The sequence below is a fragment of the Thaumasiovibrio subtropicus genome (assembly GCF_019703835.1).
In the GTDB taxonomy this organism is placed as follows: domain Bacteria; phylum Pseudomonadota; class Gammaproteobacteria; order Enterobacterales; family Vibrionaceae; genus Thaumasiovibrio; species Thaumasiovibrio subtropicus.
Map to the genome: position 1 here is coordinate 1,141,416 of NZ_AP023055.1, position 19,907 is coordinate 1,161,322.

At 45.8% G+C, this 19,907-nt stretch carries 10 protein-coding genes and 1 pseudogene; 4 read left to right on the forward strand and 7 right to left on the reverse strand.

Features of this window, described 5'->3' with window-relative positions:
- Positions 1–93 precede the first annotated feature (93 nt).
- The 3 genes from TSUB_RS21625 to TSUB_RS21635 all read right to left on the reverse strand — a co-directional run bounded on the left by TSUB_RS21625 (position 94) and on the right by TSUB_RS21635 (position 6,529).
- Positions 94–2,400, reverse strand: a complete 2,307-nt coding sequence (locus TSUB_RS21625) for a methyl-accepting chemotaxis protein (RefSeq protein ID WP_087018062.1) — start codon at positions 2,398–2,400, stop codon at positions 94–96.
- A gap of 132 nt (positions 2,401–2,532) precedes the next feature.
- Positions 2,533–4,455 carry a putative bifunctional diguanylate cyclase/phosphodiesterase gene (locus TSUB_RS21630; RefSeq protein ID WP_159064880.1) on the reverse strand — a complete coding sequence of 641 codons (1,923 nt, stop codon included), beginning with the start codon at positions 4,453–4,455 and terminating at the stop codon, positions 2,533–2,535.
- 217 nt (positions 4,456–4,672) lie between these two features.
- Positions 4,673–6,529 carry a DEAD/DEAH box helicase gene (locus tag TSUB_RS21635; RefSeq protein WP_087019521.1) on the reverse strand — a complete coding sequence of 619 codons (1,857 nt, stop codon included), beginning with the start codon at positions 6,527–6,529 and terminating at the stop codon, positions 4,673–4,675.
- 344 nt (positions 6,530–6,873) lie between these two features.
- On the opposite strand from TSUB_RS21635, the gene TSUB_RS21640 reads away from it, so the two are divergent.
- Positions 6,874–8,868 (forward strand): exoribonuclease II, encoded by a 1,995-nt coding sequence (locus tag TSUB_RS21640; RefSeq protein ID WP_087016437.1) that lies wholly within the window; start codon positions 6,874–6,876, stop codon positions 8,866–8,868.
- A 498-nt stretch (positions 8,869–9,366) separates the two neighbouring features.
- Entirely contained in the window at positions 9,367–10,608 is a 1,242-nt protein-coding gene (locus tag TSUB_RS21645; RefSeq protein ID WP_087016438.1) for a GGDEF domain-containing protein, read from the forward strand.
- A 73-nt stretch (positions 10,609–10,681) separates the two neighbouring features.
- Here TSUB_RS21645 and TSUB_RS21650 read toward each other — a convergent pair whose 3' ends face one another.
- Together TSUB_RS21650 and TSUB_RS21655 are read right to left on the reverse strand one after the other, a co-directional pair.
- Complete coding sequence (locus TSUB_RS21650) at positions 10,682–11,596, reverse strand: homocysteine S-methyltransferase family protein (RefSeq protein WP_087016439.1); 915 nt, start codon at positions 11,594–11,596, stop codon at positions 10,682–10,684.
- Positions 11,597–11,831: 235 nt separating this feature from the next.
- Positions 11,832–13,457, reverse strand: coding sequence for a methyl-accepting chemotaxis protein (locus tag TSUB_RS21655; RefSeq protein ID WP_087016440.1), 1,626 nt, complete (start codon positions 13,455–13,457; stop codon positions 11,832–11,834).
- Positions 13,458–13,840: 383 nt separating this feature from the next.
- Here TSUB_RS21655 and TSUB_RS21660 point away from each other — a divergent pair, with 383 nt between their 5' ends.
- On the forward strand, positions 13,841–15,010 hold the full coding sequence (locus TSUB_RS21660; protein ID WP_087016441.1) for a GGDEF domain-containing protein: 1,170 nt from the start codon (positions 13,841–13,843) through the stop codon (positions 15,008–15,010).
- 448 nt (positions 15,011–15,458) lie between these two features.
- On the opposite strand, the pseudogene TSUB_RS21665 reads toward TSUB_RS21660, so the two are convergent.
- Positions 15,459–15,837: pseudogene (locus TSUB_RS21665) on the reverse strand (ABC transporter permease subunit); the annotation flags it as partial.
- 407 nt (positions 15,838–16,244) lie between these two features.
- The gene (locus TSUB_RS21670) at positions 16,245–17,969 is read right to left on the reverse strand and encodes a metallophosphoesterase (RefSeq protein WP_087018298.1); all 1,725 of its coding nucleotides are present in this window, start codon (positions 17,967–17,969) and stop codon (positions 16,245–16,247) included.
- Positions 17,970–18,377: 408 nt separating this feature from the next.
- Here TSUB_RS21670 and TSUB_RS21675 point away from each other — a divergent pair.
- Positions 18,378–19,413 (forward strand): IS630 family transposase gene (locus TSUB_RS21675; RefSeq protein ID WP_414718387.1). Its coding sequence is split into 2 segments (ribosomal slippage): positions 18,378–18,836 and positions 18,838–19,413, totalling 1,035 coding nucleotides; the frame shifts between segments, so codons are not numbered across the junction.
- Positions 19,414–19,907: the final 494 nt, after the last annotated feature.

Below are 19,907 nucleotides of genomic sequence, written 5' to 3' on the forward strand. Positions count from 1 at the left end.
CTAGTTTCAAAATGTTACCTAGAACAGGTTTTCCTATGCCTTACAATGAAAAAAGGGCCAACAGATCGTGGCCCTATCGTTCAGTTTCCCGTCTTAATAGGTGAACTTGTTCACCTCTTTATGCAGCTGAGTTGATTGATCTGCCAAACCAGAAACAACACCAGAAATACCTTCTGTAATCCCACTAACATGTGATGCGCCATCTGCGATATCTGTCGTGGAGTGGCTGATATCTTCTGTGACCGAAGATTGTTCCTCTGCCGCGGCAGCAATTTGCGAGCTCATTTCATGCACTTGACCAATTAGTCCGCTGATCTCATGCATTTTTTCGCTACTGTTAGCCACACTTTCTCGTCCTTGCTCAATCAGACCACTGACTTGAGAAATATTCTCTACCGTCGCTTGTGTCTCAAGTTGCAATGACTCAATCTTAGTACGAATTTCGCCAGTCGACTGCTGAGTGCGCGTGGCTAATGTACGGACTTCATCTGCAACCACTGCGAAACCGCGGCCATGCTCACCCGCCCGCGCGGCTTCAATAGCAGCATTCAATGCCAAGAGATTGGTTTGCTCAGCAATCGCCTGAATCACCTCTAGTACATCAGAAATAGACGTACTTTCAGCACGAAGTCGCTCGATAGATATGGTGGTTTTCTCCATCTCTTCCGATAATGTATTCATCGCTCCTTGCAAGTTTTGACCTATTTGCTCACTCTCATTCCCTGCCCTATTCACATCGTCAACAAGCTCCGCACTTCGTCCTGCGAAACTGGCGACCTCTTGAATTGATACGCTCATTTCATTACTTGCTGTCGCCATCGCCTCACATTTTGATGATTGCGTATTCATTAGACCGACCGCATCATTCATTTCGTGGCAGATAGACGCGGTTTCCTTATCAATCACCGCTGTTAACGTCGCGACATCACCCAACACTTCTCGCACTTCTCCAAACGTACTGTTTAACGACTGGGCTAACTCAGCAACCTCATCTTTACCATCAATATCTAACACCATCGTAAGATCTTTGGTTGCGCCGATCGACTTGACTCTATCAGTAATGCGTTTAACCGGAGCACTAATGGATTTACCCACCACAGACGCGGCAAGCAGCGCAAGTACAATGACAACCGCCGCCGTAATCGCGACCGCAGTCCACACGCTTACCTGCAATACTTCAATATCCTTCAGGGCTTCTTTTGCATCAATTTCACTCATCAAAGCCCAGCTTTGATCAAATACCGTCAAACTCGTATACGCTGACAGGACTTCTTCACCACGATAGTCCATAAATCGCGCGACACCCGACTGCCCTTTTAGCGCATTTTGGACACCGATGGTGGTGATGCTTTGAATACCGATGGCTGAGGCTTTATCAGCAATCTCATTAACAACGCCACTTGCCATGCCACTACGACGAATCATATCGACGTAACTGTCAACATCTTCTACCAAGCCTCGTGGTTGGCTTCGAAGCAAATTATCTGAACCGACAAGATAAGTTTCACCACTTAGCCCTAAACCCGCCGTTTCCCATTTACCGAAAAACGTCATAATGCCGTTTATGCGATCAACTGGCATTTGGAAAGCGATAACGCCAACCAACTGATTGTCTCGATACAGTGGCGTAGCCACAAAAGAGGCAGCGCTTTCATAAGAGGGCAGATAGGGTTTAAAGTCATCAAACGCAATTTTGCCCGATGGGAACCCAACGGCTTTGTTAAAGACATTGGCTAAACCTGAGTTACGATATGGGCCTTGCTTAAGATTGGTGGCAAAGTCCAACTCTTTGAAAACCGAATAGACGATATCCCCTTCTGGGTTAATCAGAAAAATGTCGTAATAACCGAAGGCGTCCAGGAACTTAGAAAAGTAAGGGTGAAACTGTTCATGTGTTTGGCTATATTGCGAGCCATCATTAGGGTTAAGTAACTGATATTTCTCACCTAATGGATATTGGTTAGCGCCGATATAGGTCGCCTGCAGCCCTAATCCCTGAGGTGATAGGCCTGATAATAAGCCATTCACATTCACAGAACGACCAGCGTTTAGCTCACCGTATTGAACACGAAACTCATCTTCATAATATTTCTTCAGTGAACTTATTTCGCTGTCTTTATTATTTACATAAGCATCGAAACCACTGGAAAATGACTCTACTGCTTCAACGACACTCAAACTGCCGGCTTGTGTCAAAAGCTGCTTTGAAATTGTTTCAAAGTAATCTTCTATCTGCTGCTGCTTAATCGCTCTAACTGAGATAAGTTGCTGCTGAGCACGGTTGGATATAGAGGCTTCGGATAAGTTTAAAGATTGCCAGGCTAAAATACCGCCAGTTAACAAGACCGAAACTACACAAAGTGCCGCACAAGCGAGCACTATTCTGGACCCGATTTTCATAAACTACCCACACTATAATAATAATAAAAACGACATCATTATTTAGGTGTAGGTAGCGCAGTGATCTTTTTCAACTAATTGGGCGATATTCTGGACACACTAACTAGTTTGATATGCAACATGTATTACAATTTAGGCATTCCGTGACGCATGCGGGTAATTCGGTGCATATTTATCTTGCCAATCTAGAAGTTCTTCACTTTTAATTGGACGAGAATACAAGTAGCCCTGAATTTGGCGACAACCAAGATCTCTCACCGCTTCTTGCTCTTGAACACGCTCCACACCCTCGGCAACCACAGTAAGATTCAAGTTGCGGCCCAATTCAATAATACTCTTTGTGATGGTGACCTTTTCAGGGCGCTGATCAATCATATCAACAAAGGTGCGATCAATTTTCAGCTTATTTATCGGGTATTCAGACAAATAAGATAGGTTGGAATACCCCGTCCCAAAGTCGTCAATACTCAGTTTAACGCCCAGCGAGCGAATACGCTGTAATGTCGAAATTAAACGTTTTTCATGTTTCATTAAGATGCTTTCGGTTAGCTCTAGCTCAATCCAGTCACCATCAAGTTCATAGTTATCGAGTAAGGTCGCCAGCCGCGAAACGAAATCTGGTTGGAAAAATTGCAAACTTGATACATTCACAGACATAGGCACAAGGCGAATTCCTTCTGATTGCCACTGGGCTTGCTGTCGGATAGCGGCCTCAAGCACCCAATCACCAATGTCAGTAATAAGACCCGTTTGCTCTGCAAAAGGAATGAAAGACGCGGGTTCTTGCTCACCGACTTCAGGTTCATTCCAACGAACCAAGGCTTCTACCGCTGTCATTTGATTAGTATCGACATCAACAATAGGTTGGAATCTGAGGAAAAACTCATCGCCACGTAACGCATTTCTCAGTCGCTTCTCTAGCGACAGCTGTTCAAAAGCAAGCCCTGCATATTCCTCTGAAAAGAAATGGTAGCGTTTTCGACCGGCTTGTTTCGCCTCATACATGGCAATGTCAGCAGCCCGGACAAGATCCCAACAATCATCGCCATGATCAGGGTAGAAACTCACGCCCATGCTGGCTGATAAATCAAACTCAAACTTAGAAATTGTATAGGTTTGATGAGACGCATCGAGTAACTTCTTCACTAGAGAGTTCAGCTCTGCCATGCCTTTTAGTTGCTTGAAAACAACCACAAACTCGTCGCCACTCAAACGATAGACTTTGCCGCGATCGTCGACGGATAGTCGCAAAGCCTTTGCCATCAAGGTGAGCGCTTTGTCACCGGCAATATGCCCCATTGAGTCGTTAACCAGCTTAAACTTATCAAGATCAAGGAAGCACACCGCTAATAACTCACCAGCTTTGTGCTCAGAAATCGCCTTGTTCACATCTTTCTCTAGCGAAGCGCGATTCGGAAGGCGGGTGAGTTCATCATAGTTTGCTTGAAACTCGAGTTTCAACTGCGCATTTTTGCGCTCACTAATGTCCCTTGCTGTTCCCGCGGTGCCAATGATTTTGCCATTTTCATAGACTGGCACCTTAATCAACTCTATCCAGTTGTAATGGCCATCCACATGACGTGCATTAAAAACGCGACGCACTGTTTCACCCGTTTCTAACACCTGCTGGTCTTCACGAACATAGGTCTCAGCATCATGGGGATCTGAAATATCAAAATCTGTTTTACCAACCAACGACATATATTCGACATCAAACGCTTCACCGAACTTTTCATTCACGGCTAAAAACTGCCCCTTATCATCTTTAATCCATGCCAGATCCGGCAGGCTATTGATCAGCGCCTGATAACGCTGTGCTAACGTTTCTAGCTGCTGCGCTTCCGATTCACGGTGTGACAATGATGCCTCTAAGCGCTTGACGCGCCAGTGATAAGTAAAGAAAAGGATTAATGAAGGACAAAATAGTAATACGCCAATCGCTAAAGGCGTGTTGATTTGATAATGAGAGATCAGTATGACACTGACAAGAAGCCACAGCGCACTCACCCCGCCGGCAACCAGTGAAATACGCGATCCTTGCTGCTGATTGTTCATGTTTTCTCTCCGACGCACATCCATTTGTCGATCTTAGTCAATTAACGCTAGGTAACCTATATCTTATTTAAGCCCACTTTGAAACCTAAGAATGAATTCTTCGGGAGCTCTGTTGCAGCAATTATGTGACTATGCTTCATAGTTACATAAAAAAAACCTCGACTAGGCCGAGGTTTTTCATTTCATCTTTTCAATGACTTAAGTGGATTCTTGCCACTTAGTCTTGATGATTGCGACGACGACGATCGCCACCATTGTGATTGCGCTCACCACGATAACTTCCTCTGTGGTCTCCGCCACGGTTACGATCAAAACGACGCTCGCCATCACGACGACCACGACCGCCGTCACGGTTGTTACCACGATTACCACCACGGTCATTACGTGGACCACGACGGAAATCAGCCATCACTTCACCATCAACGACAACGGCATTAACTTGGTTCTGACGGATACGCAGCTTCTTAAGTTGCTCCGTCACGTCTTTGCTGATCTTCTTAGGTAGCTGAACATAAGTATGCTCAGGTGCAAGCTTGATAGCACCAATGCTGTCTTTGTTCAGACCAAGTTCGTTTGCAATTGCGCCAACGATATCTTTAACTTGTACGCCTTGCTCACGACCCACTTGTAGTTGGTAGGTATCCCAATCGGCAGCGTTGAATTGACGACGCTCACGACGTTCGCCACCATCACGGCCTTCACGGCGATCACGACGACGTTGCTTATCGCGCTCCATCGCAGCGATCATTGGGTCTGGACCGTTGTAGAACAACGGACGGTTACCTTGTTGACGCTTCAGTAGCATTGCCGATAATGTCGTCGCGTCCACATTGATGCTCTCTTGCAAAGATTCCACCAGCTCAGCAAATTTCTCTAGAGAAGGCATCTCTTTGTCTTCAGCAAGGTTTGCAGCAAGACGCTTAACGCGCGCTTCTGCTACTGCGTCACGGAGTGGAAGTTGAATCTCCTCCATACGTGACTTAGTCACGTGCTCGATAGTACGCAGCATGCGGATTTGGTTAGTACGAACCAATAGGATCGCCTTACCAGTACGTCCGGCACGACCAGTACGACCAATACGGTGAATGTATGACTCAACATCGAATGGGATGTCGTAGTTAAATACGTGTGTAATACGTGGCACATCTAGACCACGCGCAACGACATCTGTTGCCACTAGGATATCAATGACACCACGTTTGATATGATCAACCGTGCGCTCACGTAAAGACTGAGGAATATCACCGTGTAATGCTGCTGCTTTAAAGCCGCGCGAAGATAACCAATCCGCAAGGCGCTCGGTATCTTGACGAGTACGAACGAAAACAATAGAGGCATCCGTTTCTTCAGTCTCAAGTAGACGAGACATCGCTTCGTCTTTCTCGACACCTTTCACTACCCAGAACTGCTGCTCAACTTTGGCAACAGTACGGTTTTCACCCGCAACATCAATACGTGCAGGTTCACGAAGGAAGCGGTCAACGATCTGTTTAACCATAGGTGGCATGGTCGCAGAGAAAAGCACACGTTGTGCAGATTCTGGTGCTTGCTCCATAATCCAGGTAACATCGTCTACGAAGCCCATTTTCAACATTTCGTCGGCTTCATCGAGAACGAAAGTATGCACTTCATCTAAGTGCAGACGATCACGTGTGATAAGGTCTTTCACACGACCCGGTGTACCTACTACAATATGCGCACCAGATTTTAGTGCACGCATCTGATCAACGATGGATGCGCCACCGTAGATTTCCAATACCTTAAGGCCTTTAATGTTTTGGCCAAGGGTTTTTACTTCTGCCGCAACTTGAATAGCAAGTTCGCGGGTAGGCGCCATGACAATCGCTTGCGGTTTACGCTGAGATAGATCCAGCTTGTTCAGTAATGGCAGAGAGAATGCTGCTGTTTTACCTGTACCAGTTTGAGCCTTACCTAACGCGTCAGTACCAGTAAGTAGTAGAGGGATAGAGGCTGCTTGGATTGGCGTTGGAGCAACAAAGCCCATCGCGTCAAGTGCAGATAATAGAGTGTCGGCCAGAGCTAACTGGCGAAATTCTGTGACAGATTCTTGCATTGGGATCCCAATAGATAATCGTAAAAAAAATAGAGACCCCTTAAGCTCAAAGGTTCTGCTACAGCAACCGCAGCTATGGGCCTCGACAAATGAGGCGCGGATTCTACGCCAAATCCATCACAATTACTAGAAAAAAATGAACCTCATCACATTTTTTATTTTTTCATACAGTTGTTTAAGACTTTATCTCCCAATTTCGAACAAAAATACTGCAAACCGGACCGACTTTTTGTTGGTAAATCATCTGTATCTACAAACGCTTAATAATGACGGCATTTCAATACTTGGTTTTATCCCACCTACCCCGTATAGTGTGACCGTCAACGAACCGAGACCTGTTTATAATGTTTCAAGATAATCCGTTATTAGCACAACTTAAGAAAGACTTTCAGGAAGCCCTGCCTAAAAAAGAGGGTACCATCAAAGCAACTGACCGAGGTTTCGGCTTTTTAGAAGTCGACAACAGTAAAGACAGTTTTTTCATTCCACCGTCATACATGAAAAAAGTGATGCACGGTGACAAAGTTTCCGCATTCATCCGCAATGAGAAAGATCGCGAAGTCGCTGAGCCAGAAGCGCTAATTGAAGCATCTGTATCTCGATTCATTGGCCGCGTGAAACTCTTTAAAGGCCGTCTCAATGTCATACCCGATCACCCGCAAATCAAAGACGCAATAAAAGCAAAAACCCGTAAAGGTCTCGCGAGCGACTCACTTTCCGAAGGTGATTGGGTTGTCGCGCACATCACTCGCCACCCACTGGTAGGTGATAACAAAACCTTTTTCTGCGAAATCAGCCGTAAGATTGCGTCCTCAGAAGATAAAGGCGTGCCTTGGTGGGTCACACTCGCTAAACATGATCTCCCTGATGCAGAGCCAGCCGGCATCGAAAACTGGGAAATGCATGATGAAGGGCTAACTCGCGAAGATTTAACGCATGTTCCTTTCGTAACGATTGATGGCGAATCCACTAAAGATATGGATGATGCCCTTTATGCCGAGAAAAATGACGACGGCAGTTTCAAAGTCACTGTTGCTATTGCGGATCCAACGTCTTACATCGCGGTCAATGACGAAATGGATGCGGAAGCACGCAAACGTGGTTTCACCGTTTATCTGCCCGGCCGTAATATTCCAATGCTCCCTCGCGAGTTAAGTGACGAGCTTTGTTCTCTTAAGCAAGATGAAAAACGTCCTGCGCTTGTCTGTGAGATGGAAGTGGCCGCAGATGGCACACTAAGTGATGACATTCGTTTCTTCTCTGCTTGGATTCAATCACAAGCCCGCCTAGCTTACGACCATGTTTCTGACTATCTAGAAAATGGCCATAGCGATGCATGGCAACCGAATGACGTCATCGCTGAACAAGTCGCCAACTTACACGCGTTCGCTAACGCGCGTACCGAATGGCGTACCAAGAATGCTGTCATCTTCCCAGATCGCCCTGATTATCGTTTTGAATTGAGCGAAGATAACGACGTCGTCGCCATTCACATCGATGCGCGCCGTACCGCAAACCGCATGGTTGAAGAAGCCATGATTACGGCGAATATTTGTGCGGGTCGCGTGCTAGCAAAACACTTCGACAGTGGTGTCTTTAACAGTCATGCTGGCTTCAATGCAGAGAAGATGAACGAAGTGATGGACGTACTGAAAGAATTCAATGCGCCATTCGATGCTGAGCAGCTACAATCCCTTGATGGCTTCAGTGCATTACGTCGCTGGCTAAATGAGCAAGAGACAAGCTACCTCGACAACCGTATGCGTAAGTTCCAAGCATACAGTGAAGTTGGTAATAAGCCTTTACCTCATTATGCGATGGGTTTGGATGTTTATGCCACGTGGACTTCTCCGATTCGTAAGTACGGGGATATGATCAACCATCGTATGCTGAAAGCCGTCATCTTGAGCCAAGAACCCGTTCAACAGCCAGATGAGACCGTGGGTGAAGAGATGGCTCTGCACCGTCGCGTGCATCGTATGGCCGAGCGTGATGTAGGCGATTGGTTGTATGTTCAACTGTTGCAAGCAGATCTGAAAAACGAAACGGTTTTCACCGCTGAGATCTTTGATATTAATCGAGCGGGTATGCGTGTGCGCCTTCTTGAAAACGGTGCCATGGCATTTGTCCCAGGTCCATTAATTATGGATAACAAAGCGCGTATCGAATGTGTGGGTGAATCAGGCATCATTAACATCGACAAGAACAAAGAGTATCAGCTCGGTGATCAAATCGAAGTCAAGTTAGCCGACATTAAAGCCGCGACCCGCAGTATCGTTGCAAAACCGATCAAGATCTTCCCAGATCTGGTTGAGAACGCAGAGTCTGATAAAGACTAATCTCAAATTGCCATATGAACATAAAAGCCACCGTTTGCGGTGGCTTTTCTCTTTCTAATGCGGATAACCTCGACATTCTGGCTGCTAAGCATCCACTGTATGAGCCCGAAGAAATCACTGTATACTCAAACCACCTCAAGATGCAGGATTCAGAAGCGGCCTAGCGCATCGAGTTCAAGGCAAAGGTGTGAAGGAATGGCTTCCCCCTTTCAAACACCTTTAACGCAGAAATCGGGGCGCTAGTCGCTTCCCGCAGGGCGAGTTTTCTAGGCTCGCCACCGTCGTCACTGTTTTTTGATTTAGTCCACTAGATCTTCAAAACAGTGTCTTGTTGACAAGCCTAGAAACTCTCGCTGAACAAGCATCTTGAGGTGGCTTGAGTATATTTTATCGCAAAAGAAAATTAAAGAATTCAGCGCTCTGTCGTTACTTCTAAACATGGATGAGTATATGATGGCGTTTTTGCAACAGATGCTCGAAATACGTTAGTGAGTTTGAATGACCCTGTTTCCCACCAAGTTGATTACCTCCGCCTCGTTCCGTATCTTCTTTCCGATCGTTGCTGTTGCGAGTCTGTTTTTAAGTTTGGACACCCTTGTTAGCGCGTCGAGCGCCTATCTAGACTTGGTTGTGTTTTTGCCCTACGTTGGCTTCGCATTGACCATTCTGTTGGCGCAGCCATTCAACCAGGGCCGAACAGCGCAAGCTGCCTTTCTCATGCTCGCCGCTTATTGGATTGTTCAGCAATACTTACAAGTCCCTTTACACGAAGGGGACAACCGTCTGATTTACACCCTACTGGCGATATTTTTACCACTTAACCTCATGGCACTCCTCGTTATGCCGCAACGTAGGCCATTCTCACGCCACGGGGCGATCTATCTACTTTGGTTCGTGGTTCAAGTACTCGCCGGGGTACGTCTGATCGAAACCTTTTCCGGAAATAGTGAGCAACTATGGAATGGGTATTTTTACGCCATCAACGCTTGGTCTCCCCTCCCTATTCTGATTATTGTCTTAGGTCTCCTTTCATTAAGTGTTATTGCGCTTTTAATCGCGAAACGAAATCATGGCACAGATCAGGTCATTTTTATCTGTCTACTCTTTTCCACGTCGACATTTTTGCTTTTTGATTATCCCTATGTCTCGTCGACCTTCTTTAGCGTTGCTGCAATACTGCTACTCACGAATATCATCAGTAGTAGTCACGAGTTGGCATTCATCGACCAATTGACCAGCATTCCCGGTCGACGGGCATTAGAAGATGAAATGAAACACCTTACCCGCCAGTACAGCATCGCGATGCTCGATATTGATCATTTTAAAAAATTCAATGACACCCATGGCCACGATACTGGCGACGATGTCCTTCGTTTGGTCGCTAAACAAATGACCCTCACCAAAGGCGGCGCGAGAGTCTATCGTTACGGGGGAGAAGAGTTTACGGTGCTTTTTCACGGTAAGACACCTGAACAGAGCGTCGAGTTTTTGGAAGAGTTGCGAGAACGTATCGCCAGCTATCCGCTTGTATTGCGCGATGGCGACAAACGCCCCGAAGCCGACAAAGACGGTAAAAAAATGCGTAATCAAGCCACGAAACGTAAGACAGTCAATGTGACAATCAGTATCGGTGTTGCCAATGGTCGCGACTTCAGTCAGCCACATGAGGCGATGAAATCGGCTGACCAAGCCCTCTACAAAGCAAAGAAAAAAGGTAGAAATTGTACAGTCATTGCTTAAATAGACGATGCACAAGCCTTCTTAAGAGACTTGTCCCGCGAGGTCAGCAGGCTTGTCAGCAAGGTCCTGACCGTTATTCAGATCGCTTCCAATCGGCTATCGCCTTAATATGCGCAGGCGAGATACCACAACATCCGCCAATAATATCCGCACCTAAGTCGTACCAACGGGCAACGTATTGTAGATAGTCCTCAGGAGACAACTCTCTGTCTTCAATAAGCGCATTGTTCGCTTCATGATCCGGTTCGATTGGGGTGAAATTATTGGCGTACACCCCAATGTGAAGAAATTTACCTTGTGTAGTGAAGACATGTCGTGCTTGCGAAATTGCACTGTCCATCACTTCAGGTACAGAGCAATTAAACATGACACCACTTGCCTCTTGGGTTAAGACCGCACGTACCGCTTCCTCAACAGACTCCCCAGAGCGCAACCGTGCAGGGCCGCACACTTCATCATTTAAAGTGAACGCAAAATGGCGAGGTTTATCGCAACCAGCCAGCACAGACTGTATCACTTCAAGCTCTTTGATACTTGCAATAGTCTCAGCAATCCAAAGGTCGACATAAGGGCGCTGCGCATCGCACAGCGTCTGATAGATATCTTTGGCCTCATCTGGCTTGAATAAATCAGGGCGATAGCTACCAAATGCAGGCGGAATGGTACCAGCTACACAAGGCAATGCCTGTGTACCCTTCGCTTCATTCAGGCGCTGATCTACAGCTTGTCTTGCGAGTTTTGCAGCCAATGAAGCCAAACTAAAACCTGCTTGTTGATATCTGAGATCACCAAGATGAAAAGGGACGCAAGCATACGCATTGGTAATAATGATCTCTGCCCCTGCGTCGATAAAATGACGATGCGCTTGCAGTACATATTCAGGCGACTCCAGCAATGCTTGAGCGCTCCACAAAGGCTGTGAGAAAGGCGCGCCCATTGCTTTTAACTCTCGCCCCATCCCACCATCGAGTACAGTCAGTTTCTTCATTGTTTTACAAATATTACCGAGTAATCGTCCTTTATCGTAGGAAAGCGCCTTAACGTCAAGCTCAAACTAAAAAAGCCGCCAAGGAGCGCCCTTTAGCGACTTACCATCAAGCTACCTCAAAATACAGGGGTCAGAAGCCGGCTAACGCCACGAACTATAGGAGAAGGTGTGAAAGACTATCTTTTCCCCTTTCACACACATTTACCGCAGAAATTGCGGCGCTAGGCGCTTCCCTTTAAGCGAGTTTGAACTGACTGGCCGCGTTATCTAGCCGTTTCGCGAGCTCATAAAGGCGCGTAATGTCCTCGGAGGCATTGTCAGCGGACACACTGTTTTGCTGCGCACCGTCTGCAATGCGATGAACACGTTCAGCCATCTCATTGTTCGCGCTTGTCTGTTCGGACAGCGAACTACTGACTTCATCAATAATGCTCACAAGATCACTTGAAGAATGCTGCAGTGCTTTCACCGTCTCTTCTGCTTGTGTTGCCTGACTCACACTGTCATTCACACTCTCCACGACCGATTGCATTTGAGCGACAACATTACTGGTGCCACCTTGGATTTTTTCAATCGTTTCAGCGATTTGAATGGTTGATTGAGACGTTCGCTCAGCGAGCAAACGTACCTCGTCAGCCACAACGGCAAATCCTCGCCCCTGATCGCCCGCACGCGCCGCTTCTATCGCCGCATTTAACGCTAAGAGATTGGTTTGCTCTGCCACATCTCGGATGACGGAAATCACCGTTTGAATTTGTGACGTGTGCGCATCCAGCTCCGTGACTAAGCTCGTTGAGGTCTCAACCTTGCTAGCCGCGAGACCTAAGCGAGAGAGCGTTTGCTGCATTGACCCCGCCGTTTGCTCACTTTGTTGACCCGCTTTGTGAGAAAGAGCGCGCATCGAACCCGCGTTACCAGAGATGGTATCAATACTCACCGTCAGCTCTTCAACCACTGCGGACATGGCTGCAGAAGCATCCTGCTGCTCTGATGAAGTTTCCGAAAACTGACGTGCTGACTTTTGCAGGGAATGGGCATCCGCGAGCAGCGAATTTGCCCCCGTTTGCACCGCATCAAAGGCTGCACTCAAGCTGATTAACAGTTGGTTAAACGCATGCGCGACGGCAGAGATTTCATTTTTCCCTTCCAGTTCAACTTCAATCGAAAGGTCATGATGCTTTTGACTCGCTAAAATGCCATCTTTAAGTCGATCGAGGGGTTTAACGATGCTGTGAGCAACCCAAAGCGAACAGATAAGTAAAGTCGCAATGACAATAGAAACCACCAACATTGACGTACGTGCCTCAGACCAAAAGATCTCTTCGACGTCGTCAACATACAAGCCAGTAGAGATAATCCAGTCCCAGGGAGCGAAGTGTTGCGAATAAGCAATTTTTTGCTTCGCAACGGTTTCGTTCGGCTTAGGCCATACGTATTCGACAAAGCCGCCACCTTGCCTTACCGCAACATTCACCGCATCCGTAACGATAAGCACCCCATTTTCATCCGCTAGTCGAGACAAATCCTGCCCGTTTAAATCCGGGCGAATAGGATGGTTCACCATGACAGCGCTCGAATCATACACCGAGAAGTACCCTGTTTGAGCATAGCGCATTGCACCTATCATATTGGTTGCGGTAGCTTTTGCTTCCTCCATCGATATCTCACCCGACACCGCTTTTTGATGAAGATCTTCAACAATGCTAACCGCACTGCCAACCATAACTTCTGTTTCACGATGGCGTTCGTCATACAGCGCACTGCGAATGTCGAGCAGGTTGATAACTGAAACAATTACCAACGCCGACGCGGCAGCTAATATCAGCAGAACTAACCTGCCCCTAATCGATAACGAGTTCATTGTTGTTTACCTCTGATCCCTAGCCTAGACATATCCTTGCATCAATAAAGAGAGCAACAAACGCGCATTCACAACAGCTGCTACCAACTAGTCAACTTCATACAGTCAACACCTCTAACAAGTGGCGGCATATTCAGCGAAAAATATTGTTCTCAAAGAGGCTGGATACACATGTTTTTATATGCAACGAAACAAGTATAGCAATTTTGACAAGAGCGTCAGAAGATCTATTCGTGAAAGCAATATTTTGATCAAAAAACAGAAAGTTGATCACCAAAATACGATTCTGAGTGAAAACTCAATAATAGTGTGATATTAATTCCACAAAATGGAGCACAATATTTTTAGGCGCAAAACCCTCTATTCACAGGCAATGACGTTATATGCCATTGAAGCATCAACTTGAAAAATCAGTAATGAGGTGGTCATTGATTCAAATGGCTGCGGTATTGCTCGGGCTAACGTTTTTACATGTCTATCCGATGCCAAGCTACGAATCGGGCATCTTCCACATTATTCCAAGCCTGATGATAGGTATGACCGCCATCATGGCCGCGGTTTTTCACAAGCCCAAACTCTTCTTTGCCATGTTACTTTTGTTCGCGAACTATGCTTTGCTTGAAGCCGTGCACGATTACCTTGCGCCCGAACTCCTCGCTGTCACAACAGGTTTATCTATCTACATCACTAACATCAACTTGATTGCACTGGATAGCAAACCCAAACGCCGTATTCTATCCAAAACTGGCGCACTTTATGGCTTAGTATTGATACTACAGATGGGTTGGGGAGCCCTAGTCATCGGACACCTTGCTGACGCACCAAACCCGGAAACTACCTTGATATGGATACCGCGCATCTATAGCCAGCATTGCTCTGCACTCAACATCTTTTTCGGCGTGACAGCAATGAGTTATATGTTCTGGCGTTTCAAACGATCGCCTTCAGTCAGCCGTCTCGCGCTTTTCACCTGCGCAATGACTATCAACGCTACCCCACTCGTTTGGAGTAATCCGCTCAGCTTCAGTTTGATGTATACCTTATGCGCGCTGCTTACCTGCTCTATTCTCGTCAATCACAGCCGCGTTTTAGCTTATCGCGATATGCTTACGGGTGTTGGCAGTCGGCGTGCTTTAGATGCAGCACTTCAACACACCTACGGTACCTTCACCATTGCCATGCTCGATATCGATCACTTCAAGAGCATCAATGACAAGTATGGACATGATGGAGGCGACATCGTGTTAGAAGAGATGGGTAAAGTCCTTAAAAGTAGCCTTCAGAAAGCGGCGACTTTTCGCTATGGCGGAGAAGAGTTTGCTATCCTTTTTTATGGCCACAGCAGAGAGCAATGTTTTGAGACACTCGAGAGACTGAGAAAGCGAATTAGCCATCTCAGTGTCGAGCTCCCGACCAACCATCACCTTCGTATAACAGCCAGTATCGGCTTAGCAGATAGTTTAGATAGCGAAGACGCAGAAGCCGTATTGAGAAATGCTGATCGTGCGCTCTACCGCGCCAAACATGCGGGAAGAAACCAAGTGAGTTTCTAGCCACTTTTCGTTGTCTCTACCCTATTTATCGTTGCAATATTCTTATCTACAAGGGCTGTTTTCTCACTTGAAACAGTGCCGACAAGCGTCATCGTGCAGCCTATGATCAAACCCGTCACCGAGAATTAGTTCATATTCCTAGCCACTCTTTCTAACACTAGGTAAAGTTCTTTGAACTATGTCCCAACAATGAGAAACAGGCGTTTTAGCATCTAGCTTCACATGCGATTATCGATGTCGCTATTGGCAGTTAGTTGGATGCGGGCAATAAAAAACCCGGCGTTGCCACCGGGTTTGTTACAAAAGTCCAGTAGTTAGGACCCAGCTATGCTGTAACGCAAGTTAGTTTGAGTGATTCTCTGTGCTGTCGGCGGCCAAACCAATACACAAAGTTTGCACTCGAGGAGAAAAACCTGCCTAAGTGAAAAACAGGCCTTTTTTGTTATTGTTATCCTTTCACGCCACCTGCTGTTGATCCGCCCACATGGAACGTCTCAGCCACCAAGAATGCGACTGTAATCGGTAACGCAGATAATACGGCTGCAGCCACAAAGCTTCCCCCACAAATCGTGCTGAGAATAGCGTTACTGCTGCATGCCCACTGCTAACGTTTAGGATTCTACATCACCAAGCCACCAAGATGCTACTGGTACTTCGATCACCCCTACAATAAATGACAAATTAAACACTAATGCAAGAATTGGTACTGATAACGGTAACAAAACCAGTCGAAAAGTTTGCCATGGTGTTGCGCGTTCTAACGCTGCCGCTTCTTCTAACCAGTCATTAATAGATTCAAGATATCCTTAAATTGTCCATATACTCAAACCACCTCAAGATGCTTGTTCAGCGAGAGTTTCTAGGCTTGTTAACAAGACACTGTTTTGAAGATCTAGTGGACTAAATCAAAAAACAGTAACGACGGTGGCGAGCCTAGAAAACTCGCCCTTCGGGAAGCGACTAGCGCCCCGATTTCTGCGTTAAAGGTGTTTGAAAGGGGGAAGCCATTCCTTCACACCTTTGCCTTGAACTCGACGCGCTAGGCCGCTTCTGAATCCTGCACCTTGAGGTGGTTTGAGTATACATGTAAAGGGACTCCGTCCACATAGACAATCCTGACCATATCGGCCAACTCAACCCAAGCATGGATAGAGGCGACAACGAATAACAAGTTGTCATCGATGCAATTGATAAAGCGCCCCGAGAGGCGCTTATCGTTCACGAAAAAAGCACGCTATTGTCTTGGCGTGGTAGATTCAAGCGGCAATCTCATGACACCTGACGCTTTATCAGCAATAAAGTGTTGATAATTACCATAGTAGTACTCTAACGCTTGAACACGGCCTTCAACGTAGTAGTTATCACCGTGGTCTACATCAGCAACAATCACACGTTCATTGTAAAGGTATGCTGGCTTATCGAAGACTGTATGGCCGACCACGACTTGTGAGGCACCGAATGCGGTTAAACCCGCCTCAAGCGCTTCCTGACTAAGCGCACCATCCGGGATCGAACGATCCCAATACAAGCGTGAAGGTAGGTAATAGGCATCTTTAATAAGGTTGCCTTGATCATCATAGCGGATATAACCATTATCAAGATGTTGACGACCGTACTCATTCACCGCATCCAGCGTTAAGCTACCGTCCTGAATTGCAGCAATGAGATCATTGTTAAAACCAGCATGAACGATCAATAAATCACCCGCCACTTCCATTACATTCTTAGTACGCAACCATTGTCCTAACACCGTCTCTTTGGTATGCAGTTCTAACAAGGTTTTACCCATCAAGCTTGCATTCTCGAAATAACGAGGATGAACATAGCGAAAGTCACCATAGAAGTTCATTAGATCGTGATTTCCCAGAATGAAATGCACGTCCCCACCCGCCTTTTGGGCTTGGTTCTCTAAATGGTAAAACAACCAAAGACTCTCAGTCACAAACGCACCACGATCGAATAAATCACCTAGGTGATAGAGATGGCCATTACCGTAGGTCCAGTTATACGCTTCATCCATAACACCCGCTTGCACGAGCATATAAACCATCGCTTCAATTTGGCCTTCTAGATCGGAAGTAACGAAAAACTTGGCGGGCTTTTCATATCGGTAAGCTGGCACACTGTACTCATCTTTAAGCTCGACCTTAAACTCACCAAGTTCGCCGGGTAAACTAACAATGATTTCAGCATCAGACGCGTTATTAAATGTCTGCATGATCACACCCTGCTGAGTCACAGATTGCGTTGAGATAACCCCGTCTTCGTGTACCGTCACATAAGGACCATCTGGCTCACCTGTATATTCAAATGACGCACTCAACGCCGCATTAAACTGCACATCATTCGTTTGATGGTAGACCTGATTATAAACGGCAACGGCAATCACATTTTCACCTTCTTTAAACACTTGCTTTGGAAGCACGAAGGTATTCTCGGCATTATTCGCGTACTTAGAGTAACGTAAAGGTGACGTTGTGTTTGATAATGCTTCATCACGAATGAGCAAAGGCGATCGGGCGATTTCTGCTCCATTCACATAAATAGCAGCCGCATCGTCAACACGCATCTTAAGATAGACATCATGTAGCGTCTCGATGTCTGCAACGTCAACTGACTTTCTAAAATAATAAGCGCTCGGCGTTTCGCCTTCCCAGTTCAGCGTTTTATAGTCGGTTAATGCCGTATTTCCCTCTAACGGATAGTCATATCCATATGAAAATATGCCCGAGCCTTGTTTCCAATCCGCATCATCAAATATAACCTCGGTCCAATTAGCATCGGGAGCGACACCTAAATCGAGATAACGCCACTCAGCGCCATAGTCAAAAAACAACGCTTTATTCAAATCTGCTGGTTTTTCGCTGCCACCTTCAGTCGTATTACTATTACATGCTGAGAGAGCTAATATCGAAACTAATGCTACTGCAGTACTGCTGCGGACCCGTTTTTTATTCATATTCAATGTCTTTCCCTTTACGCTTGTTGAAAATACGACAAGACAGTAAAGTCAAAGTACTGCATTTTTTAAAGATTTATAACCAAATTAATTTCCTTATCAGTAGTGAATTATCCTGACACGTAAACAACCGCAACACTTGCCAAACAAACTGTCATGCCAAATTTAATAGGCGTATTTCAGCCAATGATATACGGAAAAGGAATCAAAATAGAACCCTACCCCGCCATTGATGACAAATCATGAAATTTAAATGACAGTTGATAGCCACAGAGGTAGATGATAATTCTAAAATTGATCTCATTGGTGATATTAAACTTTAGTTCAAACCCGCCTTTATACTCTTATACCATTCTAAGTAAAAATATGATCTAATTGAGGCTGTTACTTCTTCATGAAAAAGACGCTATGGACAGCCTCGATACCATTAATTTCAAAAAGCTTGCTAGCCAACAAAAATCTATTCAGATGAAGATGCGATTGCTCGCATTGGCACACTTTAAAGATGGTCACTCTCGAACCCAAATTGCTAAGTTCCTTAAGGTAAGCAGAACGAGTGTGAATAAGTGGGTACAAACATTCCTTGAAGAAGGGCTTGAAGGGCTGCAAGAGAAACCAAGAACGGGTCGCCCAGCATTCCTCAATACTCAGCAACGTGAACAGCTAAGCCTGTTTATAAAGGCACGTGCCGAAGATTCATCTGGGGGGAGGTTAACAGGTACTGATATTCATGCTTATATCGTGAAAGAGTTTGGTAAACACTACCACCCAGACTCTATCTACTATTTGCTTAGTCACATGGGCTTCTCTTGGATAACATCACGCTCCAAGCACCCTCGTCAATCCCAGCAAACCCAAGACGATTTTAAAAAAATTCAAAATTGAAACGATCCTTAAGATCCCCGGTCACATGGGGCTTGATAACGTCGATGTCTGGTTTCAAGATGAAGCAAGATTTGGTCAGCAAAACACGACAACTCGACTTTGGGCTAAACGGGGATCAAGACCAAGAGCAGTTAAACAGCAGCAGTTTGAATATGCGTATTTGTTTGGCTCAGTATGTCCCGCTAGAGGTATTGGCGAGGCGCTGGTCGTTCCTTGGGTTAACAAGGACATTATGGTTGAGCACCTTAAGCAGATCTCCGCGGTGACCGAAAAAGGTCGTCACGCAGTGATCATTATGGATGGCGCTGGCTGGCATACAAATGACATTGCAGAACAGTTCAGTAATGTCAGTATCATCAAGCTCCCGCCATATTCACCAGAGCTAAATCCTATAGAACAAGTGTGGAGTTGGCTCAGACAACACTATCTTGCCAATCAGAGTTTTACCGACTACGAAGATATTGTGTCGAAAGTATGCACTGCATGGAATCGATTCTTGAAGCGTGCAGATAGAGTGACCAAAATGTGCACCAGAGACTGGATTAAACTGACCAGTTAATTTTCCAGATTGGTATTACAGAAGAGATAAATTGAAGCATCACTTCGATCAGTGAAATATCTGACCAAACGGCAGCTGGCGCAGAGCAGAGCCATACTTCAAGCCAAACCCTCGCTACCCTATCTGAACAAATGCGCGAGCATACCACCCGCTTTGGAGCTTGATACCAACATCATAAAGCCCCTGTGCTCAAGCGTTTGCCTACGGCTTGTGCACAGGCAATGCTGTTCAACCTTGATTACATATCACACACCTGTCCATATCTTGTTCTGCTCGAGCTTTCACATTCATTATTTTGTATTCAAATGAATCTTTTCTATTGGATCAAAGTTATCTATTACAGATCTAATTACCTCTTTAATCCTGTCTAAAAAATGATTTCCGGCCCCAGTTCTGTCACTCCAAACCCTCTCACACATAACCGATTGAAATATAAAACCAACCTAAATAGAAGTGGCAATGAGATAGATTTTGACCAGAATTCCTAGCAACTC

What these genes read in the sequence shown, in the direction of transcription:
- TSUB_RS21640 (WP_087016437.1), top strand. Translation starts at nt 6,874, where the DNA reads ATGTTTCAAGATAATCCGTTATTAGCACAACTTAAGAAAGACTTTCAG.
- TSUB_RS21645 (WP_087016438.1), top strand. Translation starts at nt 9,367, where the DNA reads ATGACCCTGTTTCCCACCAAGTTGATTACCTCCGCCTCGTTCCGTATC.
- TSUB_RS21650 (WP_087016439.1), bottom strand. Translation starts at nt 11,596, where the DNA reads ATGAAGAAACTGACTGTACTCGATGGTGGGATGGGGCGAGAGTTAAAA.
- TSUB_RS21625 (WP_087018062.1), bottom strand. Translation starts at nt 2,400, where the DNA reads ATGAAAATCGGGTCCAGAATAGTGCTCGCTTGTGCGGCACTTTGTGTA.
- TSUB_RS21630 (WP_159064880.1), bottom strand. Translation starts at nt 4,455, where the DNA reads ATGAACAATCAGCAGCAAGGATCGCGTATTTCACTGGTTGCCGGCGGG.
- TSUB_RS21635 (WP_087019521.1), bottom strand. Translation starts at nt 6,529, where the DNA reads ATGCAAGAATCTGTCACAGAATTTCGCCAGTTAGCTCTGGCCGACACT.
- TSUB_RS21660 (WP_087016441.1), top strand. Translation starts at nt 13,841, where the DNA reads ATGCCATTGAAGCATCAACTTGAAAAATCAGTAATGAGGTGGTCATTG.
- TSUB_RS21655 (WP_087016440.1), bottom strand. Translation starts at nt 13,457, where the DNA reads ATGAACTCGTTATCGATTAGGGGCAGGTTAGTTCTGCTGATATTAGCT.
- TSUB_RS21670 (WP_087018298.1), bottom strand. Translation starts at nt 17,969, where the DNA reads ATGAATAAAAAACGGGTCCGCAGCAGTACTGCAGTAGCATTAGTTTCG.